Source organism: Citrobacter sp. RHBSTW-00671, from assembly GCF_014103415.1.
Taxonomy (GTDB): domain Bacteria; phylum Pseudomonadota; class Gammaproteobacteria; order Enterobacterales; family Enterobacteriaceae; genus Citrobacter.
Genome location: NZ_JABXPR010000001.1, coordinates 384,352 through 408,214 on the forward strand (window position 1 = coordinate 384,352; position 23,863 = coordinate 408,214).

Sequence of the window (23,863 nt, forward strand, 5' to 3'; positions counted from 1 at the left end):
TAATTTTCATCAGACAATCTGTGTGAGCACTACAAAGTACGTTTCTTTAAGGTAAGGAGGTGATCCAACCGCAGGTTCCCCTACGGTTACCTTGTTACGACTTCACCCCAGTCATGAATCACAAAGTGGTAAGCGCCCTCCCGAAGGTTAAGCTACCTACTTCTTTTGCAACCCACTCCCATGGTGTGACGGGCGGTGTGTACAAGGCCCGGGAACGTATTCACCGTGGCATTCTGATCCACGATTACTAGCGATTCCGACTTCATGGAGTCGAGTTGCAGACTCCAATCCGGACTACGACGCACTTTATGAGGTCCGCTTGCTCTCGCGAGGTCGCTTCTCTTTGTATGCGCCATTGTAGCACGTGTGTAGCCCTACTCGTAAGGGCCATGATGACTTGACGTCATCCCCACCTTCCTCCAGTTTATCACTGGCAGTCTCCTTTGAGTTCCCGGCCGGACCGCTGGCAACAAAGGATAAGGGTTGCGCTCGTTGCGGGACTTAACCCAACATTTCACAACACGAGCTGACGACAGCCATGCAGCACCTGTCTCACGGTTCCCGAAGGCACTAAAGCATCTCTGCTAAATTCCGTGGATGTCAAGAGTAGGTAAGGTTCTTCGCGTTGCATCGAATTAAACCACATGCTCCACCGCTTGTGCGGGCCCCCGTCAATTCATTTGAGTTTTAACCTTGCGGCCGTACTCCCCAGGCGGTCGACTTAACGCGTTAGCTCCGGAAGCCACGCCTCAAGGGCACAACCTCCAAGTCGACATCGTTTACGGCGTGGACTACCAGGGTATCTAATCCTGTTTGCTCCCCACGCTTTCGCACCTGAGCGTCAGTCTTTGTCCAGGGGGCCGCCTTCGCCACCGGTATTCCTCCAGATCTCTACGCATTTCACCGCTACACCTGGAATTCTACCCCCCTCTACAAGACTCTAGCCTGCCAGTTTCGGATGCAGTTCCCAGGTTGAGCCCGGGGATTTCACATCCGACTTGACAGACCGCCTGCGTGCGCTTTACGCCCAGTAATTCCGATTAACGCTTGCACCCTCCGTATTACCGCGGCTGCTGGCACGGAGTTAGCCGGTGCTTCTTCTGCGAGTAACGTCAATGAATGCGGTTATTAACCACATCCCCTTCCTCCTCGCTGAAAGTACTTTACAACCCGAAGGCCTTCTTCATACACGCGGCATGGCTGCATCAGGCTTGCGCCCATTGTGCAATATTCCCCACTGCTGCCTCCCGTAGGAGTCTGGACCGTGTCTCAGTTCCAGTGTGGCTGGTCATCCTCTCAGACCAGCTAGGGATCGTCGCCTAGGTGAGCCGTTACCCCACCTACTAGCTAATCCCATCTGGGCACATCCGATGGCAAGAGGCCCGAAGGTCCCCCTCTTTGGTCTTGCGACGTTATGCGGTATTAGCTACCGTTTCCAGTAGTTATCCCCCTCCATCGGGCAGTTTCCCAGACATTACTCACCCGTCCGCCACTCGTCACCCAAGAGCAAGCTCTCTGTGCTACCGTTCGACTTGCATGTGTTAGGCCTGCCGCCAGCGTTCAATCTGAGCCATGATCAAACTCTTCAATTTAAGTTTGATGCTCGTGAATTAAACTTCGTAATGAATTACGTATGTTCACTCAGAGACTTGGTATTCATTTTTCGTCTTGCGACGTTAAGAATCCGTATCTTCGAGTGCCCACACAGATTGTCTGATAAATTGTTAAAGAGCAGTGCCGCTTCGCTTTTTCTCAGCGGTGCGGGGTGTGCATATTACGCCATCCCGCTACGAAGTCAAGCATTTAATTTCGCTTTCTTCGCCGGAGTTCTCAGTGGAACCCCGCTGACCCGGCGGCTTGTAGTCCGTTGTTCCGTGTCAGTGGAGGCGCATTATAGGGAGTTATTTCAGGCTGACAAGGGGAAATTTGAAATTATTTACTGAGTGCGTATTTTTTATTCTTTCCGTTTATTTTGACAACGTTTTGTTGGTTAATTGGGCTATTTCCCGGGCAAATCCCGCCACCTGTTCCCAGTCGGTATAGATCACTTCTTTCTTCGTATCCGTTTCACCACCTGACATCTTCATAATCAGTTGGATCATGACGCGGTCATACCAGCGATAGCGGGGATACAACAAAGCACCCGCGATCACCGCGCTGCGATCGGGTCGCCACGGCGAGCTCATCAGAAACTTACGCGCATAGCTATTGGTTTGTGGTGTGCGTTTCTCCGGTTTGCGGGCAACCAGGTTTACAGAGTAAAACGCACTCGGCATCGTATTCAGCTGCGTGGCATGCTTTTTCACAAATTCCTGAAATGCAGAATGGTAATGGCCATAGCGAATTGATGCGCCAATCACCACGCTGTCATAATTTTTCCACTCAGGCTCTTCGGTACGATGCAAATTCATGACATCTGCCCAGACACCCAGCTCTTTCAGTTCAGAAGCCAGATACTCAGCGATTTCGCGCGTTTGTCCGTCCCGGGAAGAAAAAAGAATCAGTGTTTTCACGTGTTACTCCATTATTCACGCCAGAAAGTAGGGGTAAAGAGCACCAGCAGAGTAAAGACTTCCAGACGACCAAACAGCATGTTGGCAATCAGGATCCATTTCGCCACCGGGTTCATGCTGGCAAAATTGTCGGCAACAACCCCCAGCCCAGGCCCGAGGTTATTCAGCGTCGCCACAACCGAGGCAAACGCAGAGAAGTCATCCACACCGGTCGCAATAATTGCCAGCATACTGATAATAAAGACCAACGCATAGGCAGAAAAGAAGCCCCATACCGCTTCAAGGATTCGTTCCGGCAACGCACGGTTGCCCAACTTAATGCTATAGACCGCATTGGGGTGAACCAGTCGCTTCAGTTCGCGGTTACCCTGTTTGAACAGTAACAGGATACGAATCACCTTCAAACCACCGCCCGTTGACCCAGCACAACCACCAATAAACGCAGAACACAGTAGCAGGACCGGCAGGAACAACGGCCAGCGAGCAATACTGTCTGTGGTAAATCCGGCAGTGGTCGCCATCGATACAACCTGGAAAAATGCCTGATTGATTGTCGTAAGCGCCGAACCGTATGTATTGTGTATCCACAGCACCAGCGTACAAACGGCCACCAGCGTTAGCTGCACCCCGATAAACATGCGGAATTCAGGGTCGCGCCAGTAAACCTTCAGACTGCGTCCACTTAGTAAAGAGAAGTGCAAACCGTAGTTACAACCGGAGATCAGCAAGAAGATAGCGATAATAGTGTTGATGGTAGGGCTGTCGAAATAGCCCACACTGGCGTCGTGTGTTGAAAAGCCGCCGATAGCAATGGTGGCGAAGCTATGGCCGATAGCGTCAAAGGCCGGCATGCCGGCAAACCACAGCGCCAGCGCACACGCAACCGTCAATAGCACATAGATGAGCCACAAGGTTTTCGCCGTTTCGGCAATACGTGGGCGCATTTTGTTATCTTTCAGCGGCCCCGGCATTTCTGCACGATAGAGCTGCATCCCACCCACGCCAAGGATAGGCAGGATAGCCACCGCCAGCACGATGATCCCCATCCCGCCAAACCATTGCAGCATTTGACGATAAAAGAGAATTGCATGTGGCAATGAATCCAGTCCCACCAGCGTAGTCGCCCCCGTGGTGGTTAACCCGGAGAAGGATTCAAAAAAAGCGTCGGTTATCGTCAGGTTAGGGCTTTCCGCAAAGATGAACGGTAGCGCACCCACGCTGCCCAGCACGGTCCAGAACAAAACGACGATCAGAAACCCTTCACGTGATTTCAGTTCGCCCTTCTCCTTACGGTTCGGCCACCACAGCATGGAGCCGATCGCCAGAGCAACAAAGAAAGTTTGCGTAAATGCACGACCCGCACCATCACGGTAGATAAGTGCTACCAGTCCGGGGATGATCATCGTCCCCGAAAATAAGATGACCAGTAGTCCAACGATTCGGGTGATGGCGCGAAAATGCATCTCTGCCGCTTCCTTAGTTCTTTAAAATGAGGTGGGGATTATTCTGCAATCGATAACAATTGCAATGAACCACGACTAAAATCCGCCAGCTTTGCTGAAAATTCATCCACTTTCGCATAAGGAAGCGCTACCCGAAGCAGAACGAATGCCTGGTAATCACTGAAAACGATTTTACCGTCAAACTGCCCCAACAGTGTTTCAATGCCTGCCAGTTGGCCGTACTCACACTGCAAAGTATATTCGGTTAATGGCGTCTTGCGCTGTGTCGTCAACTGACGCAGCGCCTGATTTACACCGCCACCATAGGCTTTCACCAGTCCGCCGGTACCAAGAAGGATACCGCCGTAGTAGCGCACAACCACCGCGGTAATCTCACCAACGCCGCTCCCCATCAATTGTGCGAGCATCGGCTTGCCTGCCGTACCCGCCGGTTCACCATCGTCTGAAAACCCCAGCTGCTGCGAGTCATTCGGCGCACCCGCCACCCACGCCACACAATGATGACGGGCATCCGGGTGTTCCGCTCTGACTGACTCAACAAATGCTTTCGCCGCTTCTACACCGTCCGTATGGGCGAGCAATGTAATGAAGCGGCTTTTTTTGATTTCTTCAACGACGCTAACCGGCGCCGCAGGGATTAACCAACTGTCCATTACGCCAGTTTCAAATCCCGCGTCATGTTTTCAATATTGCTCTCGTGGACAACCACGTTGTCTTCAATACGAATCCCGCCGAACGGCTTCAGCGCTTCAATTTTCTGCCAGTTGAAGTGCTTGCTGAACTTCCCTTCACGCCACGGGGCGAGCAGAGATTCAATGAAGTAGATACCCGGCTCGATGGTCAGAACCATGCCCGGCTGCAGCACACGGGTGCAACGCAGGTAAGGGTACTTCGACGGTGCGACAAGGTGCGTGCCCGTGTCATCCTGCATGAAACCGGCAACATCATGCACCTGCAGACCCAGCGGGTGGCCGATACCGTGCGGCATAAACGGTCCGGTGAGATCATTTTCCACCATCGCCTCTTCACTCATGTCGGTGATGATTTGATGTTTACGCAGCAGCTTCGCAATACGCTGATGAAACTGAATGTGATAGTCCACATAGCTAACACCCGCTTTCATCGTCGCGATAAGCGCCAGCTCTTCGTCGTTAACGTCTTTCACCAGCTGTGCATAGTCGTTGTCGCTTTTCGCCGACCAGGTACGCGTCAGGTCTGCTGCATAACCGTTATATTCTGCTCCCGCATCCAGCAGGAAGCTGCGGATTTCGGACGGTGCCTGATGATCCAGTTTGGTATAATGCAGCACAGAGGCATGTTCATTGAGCGCGACGATATTGCTGTACGGCACGTCGGTATCGCGGTGACCGGTCGCGGTCAGGTAGGCGAGGTTGATATCAAACTCGCTCATCCCGGAACGGAACGCTTCTTCCGCGGCACGGTGCCCACTCACCGCCATTTTCTGCGCTTCACGCATACAGGCCAGTTCGTAATCTGTTTTATAGGCGCGGTAATAGTGCAGATAGTCGATCACCCCTTTCGGGTTGATGTTGCTGGCCGCGATGTCCAGTTGCAGCGCACGTTCCGGAACCGGACCGATATAACCGATATTGCCGCGTGCAGCAGGCAGTTGGCTACCAATACCCTCCGCTTTCGGCAGCGCAATGATCTCAATTTCTTCCGTCCAGAAGGAAGTCGGCAGCGGCTCGACGTTGTGCCAGTAATCAACCGGCAAATAGAACCACAGTTTTGGCTTATTCACGCCATCCACCAGCAACCAGCAGTTGGGAACCTGCGTTACGGGGACCCAGGCTTTAAACTGCGGGTTGACCTTAAACGGATACGGATGGTCGTCGAGAAAAACGTTAACAAGCTCGCCAGAATGAATAAGTAACGCATCCAGCTTGAAGCGCGCCAGTGCATCACGCGTACGCTCTTGTAAGGTAACAATATGATTTTTATAGAGTGCGGCCAGTGATTCCATTTTCTACCCTTCTGTTTTTTTGACCTCAAGTCTCCGCATCTTAGCACATCGCTTTATGACTGCGTGATTTCTGCCGAGCGTGATCGAATCGTCATTTCTTTAATCATTTATTTGCATTTTTTTAACATAAAACACACACTTCGATTCATCTGGTATGACCAGATCACCTTGCGGATTCAGGAGACTGACATGCTTTACAAAGGCGACACCCTGTACCTAGACTGGCTGGAAGATGGCATCGCCGAACTGGTGTTCGATGCCCCTGGTTCGGTCAATAAACTCGACACGGCCACCGTTGCCAGCCTGGGCCATGCGCTTGATGTGCTGGAAAAACAACCAAATTTAAAAGGGCTGCTCCTGCGCTCTAATAAAGCGGCTTTTATTGTCGGTGCCGATATCACCGAATTTCTTTCACTGTTCCTCGTTCCCGAAGAGCAGTTGAGCCAGTGGCTGCACTTTGCCAATAGCGTCTTTAATCGCCTGGAAGATCTGCCTGTTCCGACTATCTCTGCGGTAAACGGTTACGCGCTGGGCGGAGGCTGTGAGTGCGTGCTGGCAACTGATTATCGTCTGGCAACACCAGATCTGCGCATTGGTCTGCCGGAAACCAAACTGGGTATTATGCCGGGCTTTGGCGGTTCCGTGCGTATGCCACGTATGCTGGGTGCGGATAGCGCGCTGGAAATCATTGCTGCAGGTAAAGATGTTGGCGCTGAGCAAGCGCTGAAAATCGGCCTGGTTGATGGCGTGGTGAAACAAGACAAACTGCTTGATGGCGCGATCGCCGTATTACGTCAGGCAATCAACGGCGACCTCGACTGGAAAGCGAAACGCCAGCCGAAACTGGAACCTCTGAAACTCAGCAAAATTGAAGCAGCCATGAGCTTTACCATCGCCAAAGGCATGGTGGCACAGACGGCCGGTAAACATTATCCTGCACCGATTACCGCAGTGAAGACCATTGAAGCAGCAGCGCGATTCGGTCGTGAAGAAGCGCTGAATCTGGAAAATAAGAGCTTTGTTCCACTGGCGCACACCAGTGAAGCTCGCGCGTTGGTTGGTATCTTCCTCAACGATCAGTTCGTGAAAGCCAAAGCCAAAAAGCTCACCAAAAATATTGAGGCACCCAAGCAAGCGGCGGTACTGGGCGCTGGCATTATGGGCGGCGGTATTGCTTACCAGTCTGCCTGGAAAGGCGTGCCGGTAGTGATGAAAGACATCAACGACAAGTCATTAACGCTGGGCATGACCGAAGCGGCCAAGCTGCTTAACAAGCAGCTGGAGCGCGGCAAAATTGACGGTCTGAAAATGGCCGGCGTCATTTCCACTATTCAGCCAACTCTCGACTATAGCGGTTTTGAGCGCGTGGACGTGGTAGTTGAAGCGGTAGTCGAAAACCCGAAAGTGAAAAAAGCGGTTCTGGCGGAAACCGAAGATAAGGTGCGCCCGGACACCGTACTGGCGTCGAATACTTCTACTATCCCAATTAACGAGCTGGCCAGCGTTCTTAAACGCCCGGAAAACTTCTGCGGTATGCACTTCTTTAACCCGGTGCACCGTATGCCGCTGGTTGAGATCATTCGCGGAGAGAAAAGCTCGGATGAAACCATCGCCAAGGTTGTCGCGTGGGCAAGTCAGATGGGCAAAACGCCGATTGTGGTTAACGACTGCCCAGGCTTCTTTGTCAACCGCGTGCTGTTCCCTTACTTTGCCGGTTTCAGCCAGTTACTGCGCGACGGAGCGGATTTCCGCAAAGTCGACAAAGTGATGGAGAAACAGTTTGGCTGGCCAATGGGCCCGGCTTACCTGCTGGACGTGGTGGGTATTGATACCGCGCATCACGCTCAGGCTGTGATGTCCGCGGGCTTCCCGCAGCGTATGCAGAAAGATTATCGCGACGCGATTGATACGCTGTTTGATGCCAGCCGTTTCGGACAGAAAAACGGTCTCGGATTCTGGCGTTATAAAGAAGACAACAAGGGCAAGCCGAAGAAAGAAGAAGACGCCGCCGTTGATGGCTTACTGGCTGACGTCAGCCAGCCGAAGCGCGACTTCAGCGACGAAGAGATCATCGCTCGTATGATGATCCCAATGGTCAACGAAGTGGTGCGTTGCCTGGAAGAAGGCATCATTGCCAGCCCGGCAGAAGCCGATATGGCACTGGTTTATGGCCTGGGCTTCCCTCCGTTCCACGGTGGTGCGTTCCGCTGGCTGGATACACTTGGCAGTGCGAAGTATCTCGATATGGCGCAGCAGTATCAGCACCTGGGTCCGCTGTACGAAGTACCAGCCGGTCTGCGCAATAAAGCACGCCATAACGAACCGTATTATCCCCCGGTTGAGCCTGCCCGCCCGGTTGGCGACCTGAAAACGGCTTAAGGAGTCACAATGGAACAGGTTGTAATTGTTGATGCGATCCGTACCCCGATGGGCCGTTCGAAAGGGGGCGCGTTTCGCAACGTGCGGGCAGAAGATCTCTCCGCACACTTGATGCGTAGTCTGCTGGCGCGTAATCCCGCGCTGGAACCCACCGCGCTCGATGATATTTACTGGGGTTGTGTGCAGCAGACGCTGGAGCAGGGTTTCAATATCGCCCGTAACGCCGCGCTGCTGGCAGAAGTCCCACACTCCGTTCCTGCGGTTACGGTCAACCGTCTGTGTGGTTCGTCGATGCAGGCGCTGCACGATGCGGCACGCATGATTATGACTGGCGATGCGCAGGCGTGCCTGGTGGGCGGCGTGGAACATATGGGCCATGTGCCGATGAGCCACGGCGTTGATTTCCACCCGGGTATGAGCCGTAACGTAGCGAAAGCCGCGGGAATGATGGGGCTGACGGCAGAAATGCTCTCTCGTATGCACGGTATCAGCCGTGAAATGCAGGATGCCTTCGCTGCACGCTCACATGCTCGCGCCTGGGCTGCAACGCAGTCTGGCGCCTTTAAAAACGAGATCATCCCGACTGGCGGCCATGATGCCGACGGCGTGTTGAAACAGTTTAACTATGATGAGGTTATCCGTCCGGAAACCACTGTCGAAGCGCTGTCCACCCTACGCCCGGCATTCGATCCGGTCAGCGGTACCGTCACCGCGGGTACCTCTTCCGCGCTCTCCGATGGTGCTGCCGCGATGCTGGTCATGAGTGAGAGCCGTGCTCGTGAACTGGGTCTGACGCCGCGTGCACGTATTCGCTCGATGGCCGTAGTCGGCTGTGACCCCTCAATCATGGGTTATGGTCCGGTTCCTGCCTCAAAGCTGGCGCTGCAAAAAGCGGGACTCTCCACCAGCGACATCGGCTTGTTTGAGATGAATGAAGCCTTTGCCGCCCAGATCCTGCCGTGCATTAAAGATCTGGGGCTGATGGAGCAGATCGACGAGAAGATCAACCTCAATGGCGGGGCGATCGCACTGGGTCACCCACTGGGATGCTCTGGTGCGCGTATCAGTACCACCCTGCTCAACCTGATGGAACGCAAAGACGTGCAGTTTGGTCTGGCGACGATGTGTATCGGGTTAGGTCAGGGTATCGCGACAGTATTTGAGCGAGTGTAATCAAAGCATGCCGGGGGCGCTTCGCTTGCCCGGCCTACGAAATGTTATCTCAAAGCCATTGGTGCCAGAACAAGGCGGCAAGTGAATGAATCCCGATGAGCTTACGTGTAGTAAGTGATTCGGGTGAGTGAGCGCAGCCAACACAGTTATGGTGCCAATGGCGAAGAGAGAAAGTTTAGTTGCCGTTCTTCCCGCCTGTCAGGGGCGGGTTTTTTATTTCCCTGAACTACCACGTACCACCAACTGCACCGGCAGCAACAGATTCTCTTCCGGTTTGCCTGCCAGCAGTAAACGCAGTGCTTCGCGCCCCAGTTGCTGCTTATCAACCGCAATCGTAGTCAGCGGCGGATGTGACCAGGCCGCAGCATCAATATCATCAAATCCTACCAACGCAAGATCTTCCGGAATACGAATCCCCTGCTGCGCACACACCCGCTGAACAACCATCGCCGCCGCATCGTTATAAGCAAAAATGGCATCGGGCGGTTCCGGCAGTCTGAGCAGTTCATTAACCGCCTCGACCAACGATTGTTCGGTATCCAGCAGCGGCGGTGCGATGGCTTCGTACTCTGGAGGCATCAGCAGACGGGCTTCATACAGTGCCTGGCGATAACCCTTTTCACGTTGACGAATACTGTAGTGAGAGAGAGTACTGGCAAGAAAAGCGATATGGCTACGCCCCTGTTCGATCAAGTGTTTTGTCGCCAGATAGCCGCCCTGGGTATTGTCCGGATTGACGCAGGGCAAACCTGGAGCCCACAGATCCACCAGCACCAGCGGCAATTTCATCTGTTGCAGCAACCCAAGCAATTCAGGCTCAAAAAATCCGGCGCAGATCAGCGCATCCGGCTGGTGCAGCATCACCTGCTCACTTACCGCATCGCCCGGACCGATAGAGAGAAAGCTCAGCGCAATACCCTGATCACGGCAGGCATCATCAATACCCAGTAACAGCTGCGAGTAAAACGGCAATGCCCGGCTAATATTGTGTTGTCGATGCAACAAAAACAGGACTCGCTTGAGCTTGTCACTGCGCAGGCGGGAAAAATCATAACCTTGCTGTTGCGCCACAGAAATAATGCGCAATCGGGTATCTTCACGCAATCCGGGTTGACCTTTTAGTGCGCGGGATACAGCGCCAACTGAGACGCCGCAGGCTTCGGCAATATCTCTGATACGTACAGGTTTCGTCATTTCACTCTCATTGATTTTCGCTGGCTTGTTGTGCTCCCAGCCAGGCCGCGCCGCGTACGCCGCTGCTGTCACCGTGTCGGGCCTGAATAATCGGTGTGCGGCACTGTTTACCAAATACGTACTGTGCCACTCGCGCCTGCAAGCCTGAATACAGTATATCGATATTAGATACCCCGCCTCCCAGCACAATAACATCGGGGTCGAGTGTATTCACAATGCTCGCCAACGCGCGCGCCAGTTGATCACAGTAACGCTCCCATAACAGGCAAGCGTCTGCATCACCCAATGCTACCTGCTGCATGATGTGAGGAACGCTGACATGTTGATGAGTGTGATTGATGTACTGGCGTTCCAGACCACTGCCAGAGATAAAACTTTCAATACAGTTCTGTTGCCCGCAATAGCAGGTAACCACGTTACCATCCCGGGACTCATGGTAACGTGGCAATGCATTATGCCCCCACTCCCCTGCGCAGGCATTAGGCCCGGAGATCAAACGGTTATCAACACACAATCCGCCTCCGCAGCCAGTACCGAGAATTACGCCAAATACCACACTGTGTCCGCGTCCACTGCCGTCCATAGCCTCTGACAGTGTAAAGCAGTTAGCATCGTTAGTGACGGGCACAGGCATCCCTAATGCGTGTTCAAGGTCACGGGTAAAAGCCTGCTGATTTAGCACCAGAATGTTGGAATTTTTAATTAATCCCTTGCTGTCTACGGCTCCAGGGACCCCGATACCAACCGACAAAGGTTGGTTAAAGGTCTGCATAGCCTTAGCAATCATATCCGTCACGGCCTGGAAAAAATCGCCGTAGCTTTGCCTGGGTGTAGCGCATCGTTCGCGGTAAATAATCTCACCCGCTTTATCAATTACCACCGCTTCAATTTTAGTCCCGCCTATATCCAGTCCGAGCCTCATGGTGACCTCTCCTCTCATTGGCATCTCGCAGTTATGATGCTGCATAGAGTGCCTAATTTGTTTACTAAACAAATAGTGAGATGTCACAAAATGCTGTGATGTCTGCAGATAAACAGGAAAATAGTTTTGTTTACTAAAAATAATACGGTTTTGTAAAGCAGGAGATATGCAAAGATGCTGGGCCAGCAACCGTTATGTGGAAGGTGGGGAATTTATCAATGCGCCGGCGGGGTTCCGGCGCATATCGCTTAAATAAACGCGAACGCGTCGCCAAACAGACGATCTTCACGTGCCTGACGTTCATTGCAGAACAGGTCGCGCGCGATTTTAGCCATCTCGAAACGCCCGGCGATATAAATATCATGTTCCGCCAGAGTGCCGTAATCCTGTAACACCGCCGTTAATACGGTTCCCGTACGACCACGCCAGCCCGTTTCAGGCTGTTCCACTACCGGCTCAACACGCAGGTTCGGATGATTAACTGACAGTGCCTCCAGTTCAGAGAGATCGTAGAGATGTTTCTCTTCTCGTCCACCCCAGTAAATAGTGATATCCCGGTTTGGATTGCGCGCCAGTGCTGTCAGCAAAATCGAGCGTACGTATGAGAACCCTGTGCCGCCAGCAATCAGGATCAGCGGACGATTCTCATCATCACGCAGCCAGGCTTCACCGTGCGGGATATCGACCTTAATTTCCCGATCTTTCAGAATTCGGTCCATAACAGCCATGGCATAAAGATTTAGCTCAGAAGCACCCACGTGCAGCTCAATGAACCCGTGCTCATCCGGCGTAGATGCCATGGAGAACGGGCGTTTATCACGTTCGTCCATCACGACCATTAAATACTGACCAGCACGAAAGGAAAACGCCGCGTCCGGCACTAAACGTACGCGATATACGGTGTCAGTGATAGCTTCTACCGAGGTCACTTTACAGCTTAAGGTTGTCATGCGCTCTCTCTGTCGGATCAATAGGCAAAACGATCGCGCCTCAGGCGCTTTTGCCGTCATTAAAGATGGCTAATTCATCCCAAATTGCGTCAATACGCGCAGTCACTTCAGGATCTTTTTTAATCGGGCGTCCCCACTCTCGTTGGGTTTCACCCGGCCATTTATTTGTGGCATCCAGGCCCATTTTTGAACCAAGGCCGGAAACCGGCGAGGCAAAGTCCAGGTAATCAATCGGCGTATTCTCTACCAGTACCGTATCCCTGGCCGGGTCCATACGGGTAGTAATTGCCCAAATCACATCGTTCCAGTCACGTGCGTTGACATCATCATCGCAGACAATAACAAATTTGGTGTACATAAACTGACGCAAAAATGACCAAACGCCCATCATGACGCGTTTGGCATGGCCTGCGTACTGTTTTTTCATCGTCACCACGGCCAGTCGATAAGAACAACCTTCCGGCGGCAGATAAAAGTCGACGATTTCCGGGAACTGCTTTTGCAGAATAGGGACAAAGACTTCATTCAGCGCCACACCGAGCACCGCTGGTTCATCAGGTGGACGTCCGGTGTAGGTGGAGTGATAAATCGCATCTTCACGCTGGGTAATGTGGGTGACGGTGAAAACCGGGAAGCTATCCACTTCATTGTAATAACCCGTATGATCGCCATACGGTCCTTCCGGTGCCAGTTCACCCGGCTCGATATAGCCTTCCAGAACAATTTCAGCGCTGGCGGGTACTTCGAGATCGTTGGAGATACATTTGACAACTTCAGTCTTAGTGCCACGCAGAAGCCCAGCGAAGGCGTACTCTGATAATGTATCAGGCACAGGGGTCACAGCGCCCAGGATGGTCGCCGGGTCTGCCCCTAACGCAACGGAGACAGGGAAACGCTCACCAGGGTGTGCAGCGCACCACTCCTGATAATCCAGCGCGCCGCCACGATGTGAAAGCCAACGCATAATGAGCTTATTTTTGCCAATCAACTGTTGGCGATAAATACCCAAATTCTGTCGCTCTTTATGCGGACCACGCGTGACGGTGAGTCCCCATGTAATTAGCGGCGCAGCATCTTCCGGCCAGCAGGTCATGATCGGTATACGGTTTAAATCAACGTCATCGCCTGAAGAAATTTTTTGCTGGCAAGGCGCACCGCGTAGCCGTTTGGTCGGCATGTTCAGCACCTGCTTGAACTGCGGCAGCTTATCAAACAGATCGCGGAATCCTTTCGGCGGCTCCGGCTCTTTCAAAAACGCCAACAGCTTACCAACTTCCCGTAGTGCTGAGACATCTTCTTGCCCCATCCCCATGGCGACACGCTTCGGAGTGCCAAACAGATTGCACAGTACCGGCATTGAATAGCCTTTTGGATTCTCAAACAGCAGCGCAGGTCCACCAGCACGCAAGGTGCGATCGGCAATTTCAGTGATCTCCAGATGGGGATCCACTGGAAGCGAAATGCGTTTGAGCTCGCCCTGCTGTTCAAGCTGCGTCAGGAAGTCGCGTAAATCGTGATATTTCATGGCGTCCATTATGGCCTCTGTGTAAGCGCCTCATTATACGGCGTTCATCATTGTGATGCTGTATTTTTGTTAAATTAGCGTGAACTCTGGCAACCAACACCGATGAGGCTTGAAAGATGAAGTGTATAATGACTTTTGCTATGCTTGCGCTCAGAACAAGCGGATAAGAGTTATTATGCAAGCCTGGTATTTACTGTACTGCAAACGCGGGCAACTTCAGCGTGCCCAGGAACACCTGGAAAGACAAGCAGTAAACTGTCTGACGCCAATGATCACCCTGGAAAAAATGGTGCGTGGTAAACGTACCACAGTCAGTGAGCCACTTTTCCCTAATTACATGTTTGTCGAATTCGATCCGGAAGTGATCCACACCACGACCATCAATGCGACACGTGGCGTCAGCCATTTTGTACGTTTTGGGGCAACACCAGCCACCGTCCCCTCTCCCGTCATTCACCAGCTTTCTATCTACAAGCCCGAGGGGATTGTAGACCCGGAAACGCCACATCCTGGCGACAGCGTAATTATCACTGAAGGGGCATTTGAAGGGTTGAAGGCGATTTTCACCGAACCCGACGGCGAAGCGCGTTCCATGCTCCTGCTTAACCTGTTGAATAAAGAGGTTAAGCAGAGCGTGAAAAACACCGGCTTTCGAAAGATATAAACAGACTCAGAAGGTCACTTCGAATAACGTTCTGACGTTGGCATCAATTGCCGTTGATAGCCACTGAGGGTCTTCCCCGCGCCAGTGCGCAATACGCTCAAGAATATGCGGCAGGTGTGCAGGTTCATTACGTCGGGAAGTCGGCTTCGGGGCCAGATCGCGTGGGAGTAAATAGGGCGCGTCTGTTTCTATCAGTAGCCTTTCCACCGGGATAAAAGGCAGTAGCTCCCGTAGTTCCATACCCCGACGCTCATCGCAGACCCATCCGGTAATCCCGATATAAAGCCCTCTGTCCACGCAGTCCTGCATCTCCTGGCGCGAGCCAGTGAAACAGTGCAGCACTGCGCCGGGAAGGCTGTCCAGCCAAGGTTCCAGCAGCGTCAGAAAACGTTCGTGGGCATCCCGACAATGCATGAAAACAGGCATCTGCAATTCAGCGGCAATACGCAATTGCGCCTCAAAAGCCCGTTCCTGTTCCTGTGGAGTGGAGTAATTACGATTGAAATCCAGGCCGCATTCACCAATGGCGACCACTTCGGACTGGTTCGCCAGTGCAATAATTTCCGCCTCTGTTGAGGATTGCCATTGGCTACTGTCATGCGGATGGACGCCTGCAGTGGACCAGCAATGTGGATAATGCTGTGCCAGCTTTAGCGCCTGCTGGCTTTCATGCAGGTTTGTTCCGGTCAGAAGCATGCCGTTTACACCGGCAGCAAAAGCGCGTGCTACAACCTCATCCCTGTCTTTCGCAAATTGTGAACTGGTTAGATTAACGCCAATATCAAACATGCTTCCTCCCATATGACAACCGCCCTGACGGGCGGCTGAATTTACTCTTCGGTTTTCTCGGTGGCGTCGGCTTCTTTTGCTTCTTCAGCCTCGTTGTCCTCATCTCGCGTACGTCGCTTACCGACATAGAAACGAGAGAAGAACACACCCACCTCGAACAGGCAGTACATCGGTATCGCCAACAGCGTTTGCGAGAAGACATCTGGTGGAGTCAGTAACATCCCTACGACAAATGCCCCGACAACTACGTAAGGACGTTTCTTACGTAAATCATCTGGCGTCGTAATACCCATCCAGCATAGCAGCACGATGGCGACAGGAACCTCAAAAGAGACACCAAACGCCATAAACAGCGCCATGACAAAGCTGAGATAACTGGCAATGTCTGTCGAAACCTGCACGCCTTGCGGAGCTGTGTTGGCAAGGAAGCCAAACGCCAGCGGGAAGACGACAAAATAGGCGAATGCCATCCCGATATAGAACAACAGCGAACTTGAGACCAGCAGCGGCACAACAAGGCGGCGTTCATGCTTATACAAAGCAGGCGCAATGAATGCCCATACCTGGTACAGGATCACAGGTGCCGACAGGATCAGCGACACCATAAAGGTTAGCTTTATCGGGGTAAAGAACGGTGAAGCCACATCGGTGGCGATCATCGTTGCACCCTGAGGCATCTGCTTAATCAGCGGTGCCGCAACCATATGGTAAATGTCGTTGGCAAAATAAACCAACGCCAGAAAGATCACCATAACCGCAATAATGCAGTTCAGGAGTCGCTTACGCAGCTCAATAAGATGCGTGATGAGCGGTTGAGTATCTTCTACAGACATGTTTACGGTTTATCACTCGACGAGGGTGAGGATTCGACAGCAGGTGCAGCAGGTTTCTTTTCCGCGTCCATCGACGTAACGGAAGCAGTTTCCTTCAACTCCGGCGTGTCAGCACCCGTGGATTCCGGTTTTTGCTCCGGCGAACTGGCCTGTCCTTCAGCAGTAGCAGGGGTAACCCCCTCGTGCTGCGCTTCACTTCCTTTCACCACAGGGTTATGGATAGTGTGCGCTTCATCGCTCGCTTTCTCAGGATCGTGCACACTGTAAGAACGCTTCATCGACTCCGCCGCTTCGCGCAGCTCATCCATCGATGCTTTCAGCTCCGGCGTTAAATTTGTCAGGCTCGCTTTCTCTACTTTCTTCAGGCTGTCCTGAAACTCCTGAAGCTTAAGCTCCTGGGTCAGTTCATTCTGCACGGTAGTTGCAAGAGAGCGCAGCGCACGAACCCAGCCCGCGACCGTTTTTACTGCCACTGGCAAACGTTGTGGCCCCAGTACGATGAGGCCGATAACGAACACCAATAACAGTTCGCTAAAACCGATATCAAACACGGATTATACCTGCTCTTTATCTTGGCTTTTGGCGTCTTCTTTCTTCACTTCACCCTGCTTATCGGTGATGGATTTAGCGGTAAAATCAGCGTCCTGGCTGGTTTTATCCTGCTTAGGTTCATCATCACCCATCGCTTTCTTGAAGCCTTTAATCGACGCGCCAAGGTCGGAACCGATGGAGCCGAGTTTCTTGGTGCCAAATAGCAGTACAACGATGACGGCAATGATCAACAACTGCCAAATACTGATACCACCCATACATGTTCCTCTGTCATAGATGATGAATTAATAAGGCCGTAGTATACGTTACACGACCTGCCTTGGGCGATGAAAAAATCAGCGCATTTTGCGCCAGCCGATCAGCCAGGCGATAACACCACCCGCGATTAACCAGCCAGGCATAAGCCCCCACTCAGGACGGCTTACCAGCAGGAATGTCCCACTTAACAGCAACGTTGCGCCAATACCCAATAAATAACGGGATTGTCCCTGACGTACGTGATTCGCATGAAGCTCGCGCGCAATCTTATCAACACTGTGCTGTAAATATTTGCCCTGGCGCAAACTGTCATACACCAGTTCAGGTATTTCTGGCATTTTTTCGACCCAGAACGGTGCTTTTTCTTTAAATGCCCTGACAAGCGCCGGAATACCTACCTGATCTTTGATCCAGGATTCAAGGAAAGGCTTGGCCGTTTTCCACAAATCCAACTGAGGATAGAGCTGTCGGCCAACACCCTCAACATACAGCAGCGTCTTCTGTAACAACACCAGTTGAGGCTGGACTTCCATATTAAATCGACGCGCCGTATTGAACAGATTCAACAACACGTGACCAAAGGAGATCTCTGCCAGCGGCTTTTCGAAGATCGGCTCACACACGGTACGAATGGCAAATTCAAATTCTTCAACATTGGTATCGGGAGGAACCCAACCAGAATCGACATGTAGCTCGGCAACCTTACGGTAATCGCGATTAAAAAACGCAATAAAGTTTTCAGCCAGATAGCGCTTATCTTCTTTATTTAATGAGCCCACGATCCCGCAATCAATACCGATGTATTTCGGGTTTTCAGGGTGCTCATAGCTGACGAAAATGTTACCAGGGTGCATATCGGCATGGAAAAAACTGTCGCGGAATACCTGGGTAAAGAAGACCTGAACACCACGCTCGGCCAACAGCTTCATGTTGGTGCCGTTCTTCTCTAGCGTTGCAACATCCGAAACAGGGATACCGTAAATACGCTCCATCACCATCATGTTCTGACTGCAATAGTCGGAATACACTTCCGGGATGTACAGCATCGGGCTGTCTTCAAAATTGCGTCGCAGTTGAATGGCGTTTGCCGACTCACGCAGCAGGTTCAGCTCGTCGATCAATGTTTTTTCATATTCACGGACCACTTCTGTTGGCCGCAGACGACGACCGTCCGGCAACAGGCGAGGAACCCAGCGAGCAAGGCGATAGATCAGTTTTAAATCGGCTTTGATTACCGGCAGAATATCCGGACGAATAACCTTGATCACCACCTCTTTGCCATTCGACTTCAGTCGCGCGGTATGCACCTGAGCAATAGACGCAGATGCCAGTGGTGTGATCTCAAAATCATCAAACCACTCTTCAACAGGTAGCCCACCCATTGCTTCTTCAATTTGTTCTTTTGCTCGTTGCCCATCGAATGGAGCAACCCGATCCTGCAACAGGGCCAACTGATCGGCGATATGCGGCGGAAACAGATCACGACGGGTGGAAAGCATTTGACCAAATTTGATCCACACCGGCCCCAATTCCTGCAAAGCCAGTCTCAGCCTTTCACCCAGCGGCTTATCTTTATGTCGGTTTGGCATCCAAAACAATGTGTGACGCCACAAACGGAGCGGCAGCGTAATACGCATTTTGGGGATGAGTTCATCAAGACCGTAGCTTAAAAAAGTGCGAATGATGAAATAAAGGCGCCGTACTTCTCCTGGCGTCATTTGGCCTCCAGTTTTTCCAGCCGTCTGGCCAGAGATTCGACCGCGCGCTCAACCGCTGCCGTTTCTTCCGCAAACCATGCAACTTCAAGCGGGCCAGGGGCCATACGCCACTCTTCAGTGATCGCTTCGGCAACATAACGTTGCTGACGTTGAATGCCACGACGCAGGAACTTCGCGCCACCACGCAGGACTTTGCTAACGCCTTCCGCGACGATATCACCGGTATAAGGAGCTAATAGCTCTGCAGGGTCAAATTCCGCCAGGTCAGCCAGAGCCACAAAGTTCTGCACCACCTGAATATCGCCCTGCACTTCCAGTTCGCCGCTACGAATAAGCGTGGTGAGCTGCTGCCGGTCGCGTAATTTCGGTAACACGCTGGCATGTGTGATCACGGTGCAATCTGCTTCGCCTTCCCATGCCCCCAGCACATCGACCTGGCGCTCACTAAACACCAGGACTAACGGCGTAGAAAATCCTTTGAGATCAACACGCAGTACCTTGCTCTGCAAACGCGTTCGGGCTGATTTTAGCGCAGGTGAACGATACAGAAAGGTGTTGAGCAGATTTTCAACGCCAGCGGTCACTAAGGGTTTTAAAGGCATCCCCGGTCCTCCTGTCAGAACTTGTAACCACGATGCAGCGCAACAACACCTGCCGTTAGGTTGTAGTAATCAACACTTTCAAACCCGGCATCTTGCATCATTGCTTTTAACGTGTCCTGATCGGGATGCATACGGATGGACTCAGCCAAATAGCGGTAACTATCTGCGTCGCTCGCAACCATCGAACCAATACGTGGCAGAATATGGAAAGAGTACGCATCATACGCTTTGCTCAGCGGTTCGATGATCGGTTTAGAGAATTCCAGCACCAGTAAGCGCCCACCAGGTTTCAACACACGATACATCGAGCGTAGCGCTTTCTCTTTATCCGTAACGTTACGCAGGCCGAAAGAAATGGTGATGCAATCAAAGGTATTGTCAGGGAACGGCAGTGCCTCAGCATTTGCCTGGACATATTCAACGTTACCAATCACGCCAATATTGCGCAGCTTTTCGCGGCCCATTTTGAGCATTGAGTCATTGATATCTGCCAGAATAACCTTACCGGTTTCACCAACCATGCGAGAAAATTTCGCCGTCAGATCGCCCGTGCCGCCCGCTAAATCCAGAACGGTTTGTCCACGACGCACGCCACTACAGTCAATGGTGAAGCGCTTCCACAAACGATGAATGCCAAATGACATTAAGTCATTCATAACGTCATATTTAGACGCCACAGAATGAAAAACGTGGGCCACCATGTCAGCTTTCTGCTCTTTAGCGACGGTCTGAAAGCCAAAGTGCGTCGTTTCTTGTGAATTATCCACCATCTCAGTGCCTGCTCATCCAAAAAATGTTCGAGAAGTGTAACAGATTGGGCCCATTTGCCCTACCCTTCTGCCGGGTTCCACTACCCCAAACGGGCTAGTTTGATTGCTGATTTACCGCCTCTTCATCGGGGTAAGTCACGTCTTGCTGCGCTCCCGGGACCGAGCGTAAGCGGAACTCTTCATCCTGGGTCGTGGCTTGTTCAGCCAGTTCAGGATTTATCTCGCGCTTAATTTCCACGCCTAAGCCGCGGAAGGCTTCCGCCTGCGATAAGACATTTCCACGCCCCGAAGAGAGCTTCTTCATTGCCTGTCGGTAGTTATCCTGGGCTTTATCCAGGCTTTGGCCGATTGCCGACATATCATCCACAAACAGGCGCATCTTGTCATAAAGTTTACTGGCCCGATCCGCAATTTGTTGCGCATTGCGGCTTTGATGCTCATAGCGCCACAGGTTAGCGATCGTACGTAATGCCACCAACAACGTCGTCGGGCTGACCAGCATAATGTTATTTTTAAGCGCTTCGGTAATCAGTTCGGGCTGCCTGTCCAGCGCCAGCAGAAAAGCGGGCTCAACCGGGATAAACATCAGCACATAGTCCAGCGTACGTAACCCCGGCAACTGCTGGTAGTCTTTGCGGCCCAGCAGACGAATATGGTTACGCACGGAGGCAATATGCTCCTGTAACGCACTTTCTCGGGTGTAGTCATCTTCTGCGTTAAAGTAGCGTTCATAGGCCACCAGCGTCATTTTCGCGTCGATCACCACGTCTTTGCCCTGCGGCAATCGGACAATAACATCCGGTTGCATCCGCGATCGTGCGTCATTCTCAATGCTGACCTGAGTTTCATATTCATAGCCTTCACGCAGACCGGACGCCTCCAGTACCCGCGTAAGTACCACCTCTCCCCAGTTGCCCTGTGTTTTGTTATCACCTTTTAATGCCCGCGTCAGGTTAACGGCTTCCTGCGCCATCTGCGCGTTCAGTTGCTGGAGATTACGAATTTCGTGTGCCAGGGTATGGCGCTCCTGAGCCTCTTTACCAAAGCTATCCTGAACCTGGCGGCGAAAACCGTCCAGCTGTTCGCGTAATGGTGTAAGCAGGCTGTTCAGGCTTTGGCGGTTTTGCTCATCGACGCGGCGATTACTGTGCTCGAAAATGCGGTTCGCCAGATTCTCAAACTGTTCGCTCAGGCGCTGTTCGCTGTTGATCATCTGGCGAATTTTATCTTCCGCATGCTGTTGCGTTGCTTCCAGACGGGTGGTGACTTCCCGGAGATCGGCCTCCAGTGAGGTATTGATACTTTGCAGGCTGCGAAGTTCGTTATTCAGCAGCTCGCATTCGTCGCGCCAGTGGGCTTCTTGCGAGAGCTGTTGCCGAGCTGCACTGAGGGCAATATCCAGTTCTCGTCGTTCTTCGATGAGGTCTGCGCGGATCTGATCGGCGCGCGCTTTTGTCGCCAGCCAGCCCACCAGCAGCCCTGCGGCTAATGCCAGCACGGCACTCATCATAATTGAAATATCCACAACGCCCCCTTACAGCAACGACTTACCCGCACAAAATAGAATTGTGCTGTATAAACGTCCAGTTTAAAAGGAATTTCCTGCGAGGTACTACGCAAAATAAAAAGGCCGAACGCGTCGGCCTTTTTGAATAGAAGGGAGAATTACAGTAAACGACGCGCGGCCTCTACCACGATTTTCACCGCGTGGCTTTCCGTTTGCTTCATCGTTTCTGCATTCGGGATCTCTTGCTGAGTACGGTTTACGATAACACCCGCGACCATACCGGCACGCAGACCCTGGCTTGCGCACATGGTCAGCAGCGTAGCAGATTCCATTTCATAGTTCATGACGCCCATCGACTGCCACTCTTCCATAGAGCCTTTGAAACGGCTCACGACGCGACCAGAGAAGGTGTCATAACGCTCCTGGCCCGGGTAGAAGGTGTCTGAAGACGCGGTAACACCTACGTGGGTAGTCGCACCGATAGATTTCGCCGCTTCCACCAGCGCGGTGGTGCACTCGAAGTCCGCAACGGCCGGGAATTCCATTGGTGCGAAGTGCAGGCTCGCACCATCCAGACGGACAGATGCGGTAGTCACCAGTACATCACCCACGTTGATATGCGGCTGAATAGCGCCAGTCGTACCGATACGCAGGAAGGTACGGATGCCCAGTTGCGCCAGTTCTTCCACGGCGATGGAGGTGGACGGGCCGCCGATACCGGTAGAGCAAACGATCACGGCTTTACCATCCAGCTCAGCACGCCAGGTAGTGAACTCGCGATGAGATGCCAGCTTGACCGGCTTATCCATCAGCGCGGCGATCTTTTCCACACGCTCCGGGTCGCCAGGGACGATAGCGAGCTGGGCCCCTTGTAAATCGTTCTTAGTGAGGCCGAGATGAAAAACATCAGACTTAGACATAAAAACTCCTCTGTGAATCGGTTTTGTCAGAAGAAGCAAAAACACACTTTACCGAAGGCATAAACATCTTTTCGTGACAGTCATCACTATGACGGAAATCAATTGCATTGATTTACCGTGAAATAGTGATAGTCATCACATTAATGGCGCAATGTAAGGAAGCCTTGCACAAAAGATAGACCGTTTGAGGCAATGTGGTTCGTTGCATGTGTCTATAGTTAACAATGCGCTATTTTGCACAATATTTAAGGGTACGGAGAATACCATGACAACACGACAATCTGGTTTTGCACCTGCTGTATCCCCACCGTCGTCCACGACGGTTCACACCCCGGATAACGCGATTATCGCCGGAGTGACATCAATTCCATCACAAGGCGATGATATGCCTGCGTATCACGCACGACCGCAACAGACCGATGGTCCGCTGCCCATCGTCATTGTTGTGCAGGAAATTTTTGGTATTCATGAGCACATTCGTGATGTTTGCCGTCGACTGGCGCTGGAAGGTTATCTGGCTATTGCACCCGAACTCTATTTTCGCGAGGGCGATCCCAGTGACTTTGCCGATATCCCGACGCTTCTAAGCGGCCTGGTGGCGAAAGTTCCCGACTCACAGGTTTTGGCGGATCTGGACCATGTTGCCAGTTGGGCCTCCCGCAACGGCGGCGATGTGCATCAATTAATGATGACGGGTTTTTGCTGGGGTGGGCGTATTACCTGGCTGTATGCCGCACACAATCCACAGCTAAAAGCGGCGGTGGCGTGGTATGGCAAATTGGTTGGCGATAAAACGCTGAACTCCCCCAAACACCCTGTCGATATTGCCACCGATCTGAACGCTCCCGTTTTGGGACTGTATGGCGGTCAGGATACCAGTATTCCACAGGACAGCGTGGAAACCATGCGTCAGGCATTACGAGCCGCCAATGCTAAAGCGGAAATCGTCGTCTATCCCGATGCTGGCCATGCGTTTAATGCCGATTATCGCCCGAGCTATCACGAAGAGTCCGCGAAAGATGGCTGGCAGAGAATGCTGGAGTGGTTTGCGCAATACGGTGAGAAGAGATAATCGAGTCGGTCGGGTAAGGCAAAACCGCTACCCGACCTATTGCCCGGAGCGGCTTCGCTTACCGGGCCTACGTTT

21 protein-coding genes and 1 rRNA gene are annotated in these 23,863 nt (G+C 52.3%); 4 read left to right on the forward strand and 18 right to left on the reverse strand.

Annotated features, from left to right (window positions below; translation table 11 throughout):
* Positions 1–52: 52 nt before the first annotated feature.
* The 5 genes from HV261_RS01840 to pepQ form a co-directional block, all read right to left on the reverse strand.
* Positions 53–1,592: ribosomal RNA gene (locus HV261_RS01840) — 16S ribosomal RNA — on the reverse strand.
* A gap of 375 nt (positions 1,593–1,967) precedes the next feature.
* Positions 1,968–2,513, reverse strand: a complete 546-nt coding sequence (hemG, locus tag HV261_RS01845) for a menaquinone-dependent protoporphyrinogen IX dehydrogenase (protein ID WP_137383138.1) — start codon at positions 2,511–2,513, stop codon at positions 1,968–1,970.
* Between the two features lie 11 nt (positions 2,514–2,524).
* Positions 2,525–3,976 (reverse strand): Trk system potassium transporter TrkH, encoded by a 1,452-nt coding sequence (gene trkH / locus HV261_RS01850; protein ID WP_003017848.1) that lies wholly within the window; start codon positions 3,974–3,976, stop codon positions 2,525–2,527.
* A 38-nt stretch (positions 3,977–4,014) separates the two neighbouring features.
* Positions 4,015–4,629: an IMPACT family protein gene (locus tag HV261_RS01855; RefSeq protein WP_048214101.1), complete on the reverse strand. Its 615-nt coding sequence runs from the start codon at positions 4,627–4,629 to the stop codon at positions 4,015–4,017.
* The gene (gene pepQ, locus HV261_RS01860) at positions 4,629–5,960 is read right to left on the reverse strand and encodes a Xaa-Pro dipeptidase (protein ID WP_202037288.1); all 1,332 of its coding nucleotides are present in this window, start codon (positions 5,958–5,960) and stop codon (positions 4,629–4,631) included. Before pepQ ends, HV261_RS01855 begins: the two co-directional genes overlap by 1 nt.
* Before the next feature lie 189 nt (positions 5,961–6,149).
* Between pepQ and fadB the strand changes: the two genes are divergently transcribed.
* Positions 6,150–8,339 carry a fatty acid oxidation complex subunit alpha FadB gene (fadB, locus tag HV261_RS01865; protein ID WP_202037289.1) on the forward strand — a complete coding sequence of 730 codons (2,190 nt, stop codon included), beginning with the start codon at positions 6,150–6,152 and terminating at the stop codon, positions 8,337–8,339.
* A gap of 9 nt (positions 8,340–8,348) precedes the next feature.
* Positions 8,349–9,512, forward strand: coding sequence for an acetyl-CoA C-acyltransferase FadA (gene fadA / locus HV261_RS01870; RefSeq protein WP_202037290.1), 1,164 nt, complete (start codon positions 8,349–8,351; stop codon positions 9,510–9,512).
* Positions 9,513–9,725: 213 nt separating this feature from the next.
* On the opposite strand, the gene HV261_RS01875 is transcribed toward fadA, so the two are convergent.
* The 4 genes from HV261_RS01875 to ubiD form a co-directional block, all read right to left on the reverse strand.
* A complete protein-coding gene (locus HV261_RS01875) occupies positions 9,726–10,706 on the reverse strand; it encodes a LacI family DNA-binding transcriptional regulator (RefSeq protein ID WP_202037291.1) in 981 nt (326 codons plus the stop codon).
* 7 nt (positions 10,707–10,713) lie between these two features.
* Positions 10,714–11,628, reverse strand: a complete 915-nt coding sequence (locus HV261_RS01880) for an ROK family protein (RefSeq protein ID WP_202037292.1) — start codon at positions 11,626–11,628, stop codon at positions 10,714–10,716.
* A 248-nt stretch (positions 11,629–11,876) separates the two neighbouring features.
* Positions 11,877–12,578 carry an NAD(P)H-flavin reductase gene (gene fre / locus HV261_RS01885; RefSeq protein ID WP_137383145.1) on the reverse strand — a complete coding sequence of 234 codons (702 nt, stop codon included), beginning with the start codon at positions 12,576–12,578 and terminating at the stop codon, positions 11,877–11,879.
* Between the two features lie 40 nt (positions 12,579–12,618).
* On the reverse strand, positions 12,619–14,112 hold the full coding sequence (gene ubiD / locus HV261_RS01890) for a 4-hydroxy-3-polyprenylbenzoate decarboxylase (protein ID WP_202037293.1): 1,494 nt from the start codon (positions 14,110–14,112) through the stop codon (positions 12,619–12,621).
* A gap of 166 nt (positions 14,113–14,278) precedes the next feature.
* Between ubiD and rfaH the strand changes: the two genes are divergently transcribed.
* Positions 14,279–14,767 (forward strand): transcription/translation regulatory transformer protein RfaH, encoded by a 489-nt coding sequence (gene rfaH / locus HV261_RS01895; protein WP_137383146.1) that lies wholly within the window; start codon positions 14,279–14,281, stop codon positions 14,765–14,767.
* A 6-nt stretch (positions 14,768–14,773) separates the two neighbouring features.
* Here rfaH and tatD read toward each other — a convergent pair whose 3' ends face one another.
* The 9 genes from tatD to udp all read right to left on the reverse strand — a co-directional run bounded on the left by tatD (position 14,774) and on the right by udp (position 22,716).
* On the reverse strand, positions 14,774–15,556 hold the full coding sequence (tatD, locus tag HV261_RS01900; RefSeq protein WP_202037294.1) for a 3'-5' ssDNA/RNA exonuclease TatD: 783 nt from the start codon (positions 15,554–15,556) through the stop codon (positions 14,774–14,776).
* A 41-nt stretch (positions 15,557–15,597) separates the two neighbouring features.
* Positions 15,598–16,389, reverse strand: coding sequence for a Sec-independent protein translocase subunit TatC (tatC, locus tag HV261_RS01905; RefSeq protein WP_137383148.1), 792 nt, complete (start codon positions 16,387–16,389; stop codon positions 15,598–15,600).
* A gap of 2 nt (positions 16,390–16,391) precedes the next feature.
* The gene (gene tatB, locus HV261_RS01910) at positions 16,392–16,940 is read right to left on the reverse strand and encodes a Sec-independent protein translocase protein TatB (RefSeq protein WP_202037295.1); all 549 of its coding nucleotides are present in this window, start codon (positions 16,938–16,940) and stop codon (positions 16,392–16,394) included.
* A 3-nt stretch (positions 16,941–16,943) separates the two neighbouring features.
* Positions 16,944–17,198 (reverse strand): Sec-independent protein translocase subunit TatA, encoded by a 255-nt coding sequence (gene tatA, locus HV261_RS01915; RefSeq protein WP_003017888.1) that lies wholly within the window; start codon positions 17,196–17,198, stop codon positions 16,944–16,946.
* 78 nt (positions 17,199–17,276) lie between these two features.
* Positions 17,277–18,917, reverse strand: a complete 1,641-nt coding sequence (ubiB, locus tag HV261_RS01920) for a ubiquinone biosynthesis regulatory protein kinase UbiB (protein ID WP_202037296.1) — start codon at positions 18,915–18,917, stop codon at positions 17,277–17,279.
* Positions 18,914–19,519, reverse strand: a complete 606-nt coding sequence (gene ubiJ / locus HV261_RS01925) for a ubiquinone biosynthesis protein UbiJ (RefSeq protein WP_202037297.1) — start codon at positions 19,517–19,519, stop codon at positions 18,914–18,916. The genes ubiB and ubiJ overlap by 4 nt, the downstream gene beginning before the upstream one ends.
* A gap of 14 nt (positions 19,520–19,533) precedes the next feature.
* On the reverse strand, positions 19,534–20,289 hold the full coding sequence (gene ubiE, locus HV261_RS01930; protein WP_202037298.1) for a bifunctional demethylmenaquinone methyltransferase/2-methoxy-6-polyprenyl-1,4-benzoquinol methylase UbiE: 756 nt from the start codon (positions 20,287–20,289) through the stop codon (positions 19,534–19,536).
* A 94-nt stretch (positions 20,290–20,383) separates the two neighbouring features.
* The gene (gene rmuC / locus HV261_RS01935; protein ID WP_202037299.1) at positions 20,384–21,814 is read right to left on the reverse strand and encodes a DNA recombination protein RmuC; all 1,431 of its coding nucleotides are present in this window, start codon (positions 21,812–21,814) and stop codon (positions 20,384–20,386) included.
* 140 nt (positions 21,815–21,954) lie between these two features.
* The gene (gene udp / locus HV261_RS01940) at positions 21,955–22,716 is read right to left on the reverse strand and encodes a uridine phosphorylase (protein WP_006686084.1); all 762 of its coding nucleotides are present in this window, start codon (positions 22,714–22,716) and stop codon (positions 21,955–21,957) included.
* A gap of 265 nt (positions 22,717–22,981) precedes the next feature.
* Between udp and HV261_RS01945 the strand changes: the two genes are divergently transcribed.
* Positions 22,982–23,788 (forward strand): dienelactone hydrolase family protein, encoded by an 807-nt coding sequence (locus HV261_RS01945; RefSeq protein ID WP_137383154.1) that lies wholly within the window; start codon positions 22,982–22,984, stop codon positions 23,786–23,788.
* The last annotated feature ends 75 nt before the right edge of the window (positions 23,789–23,863 follow it).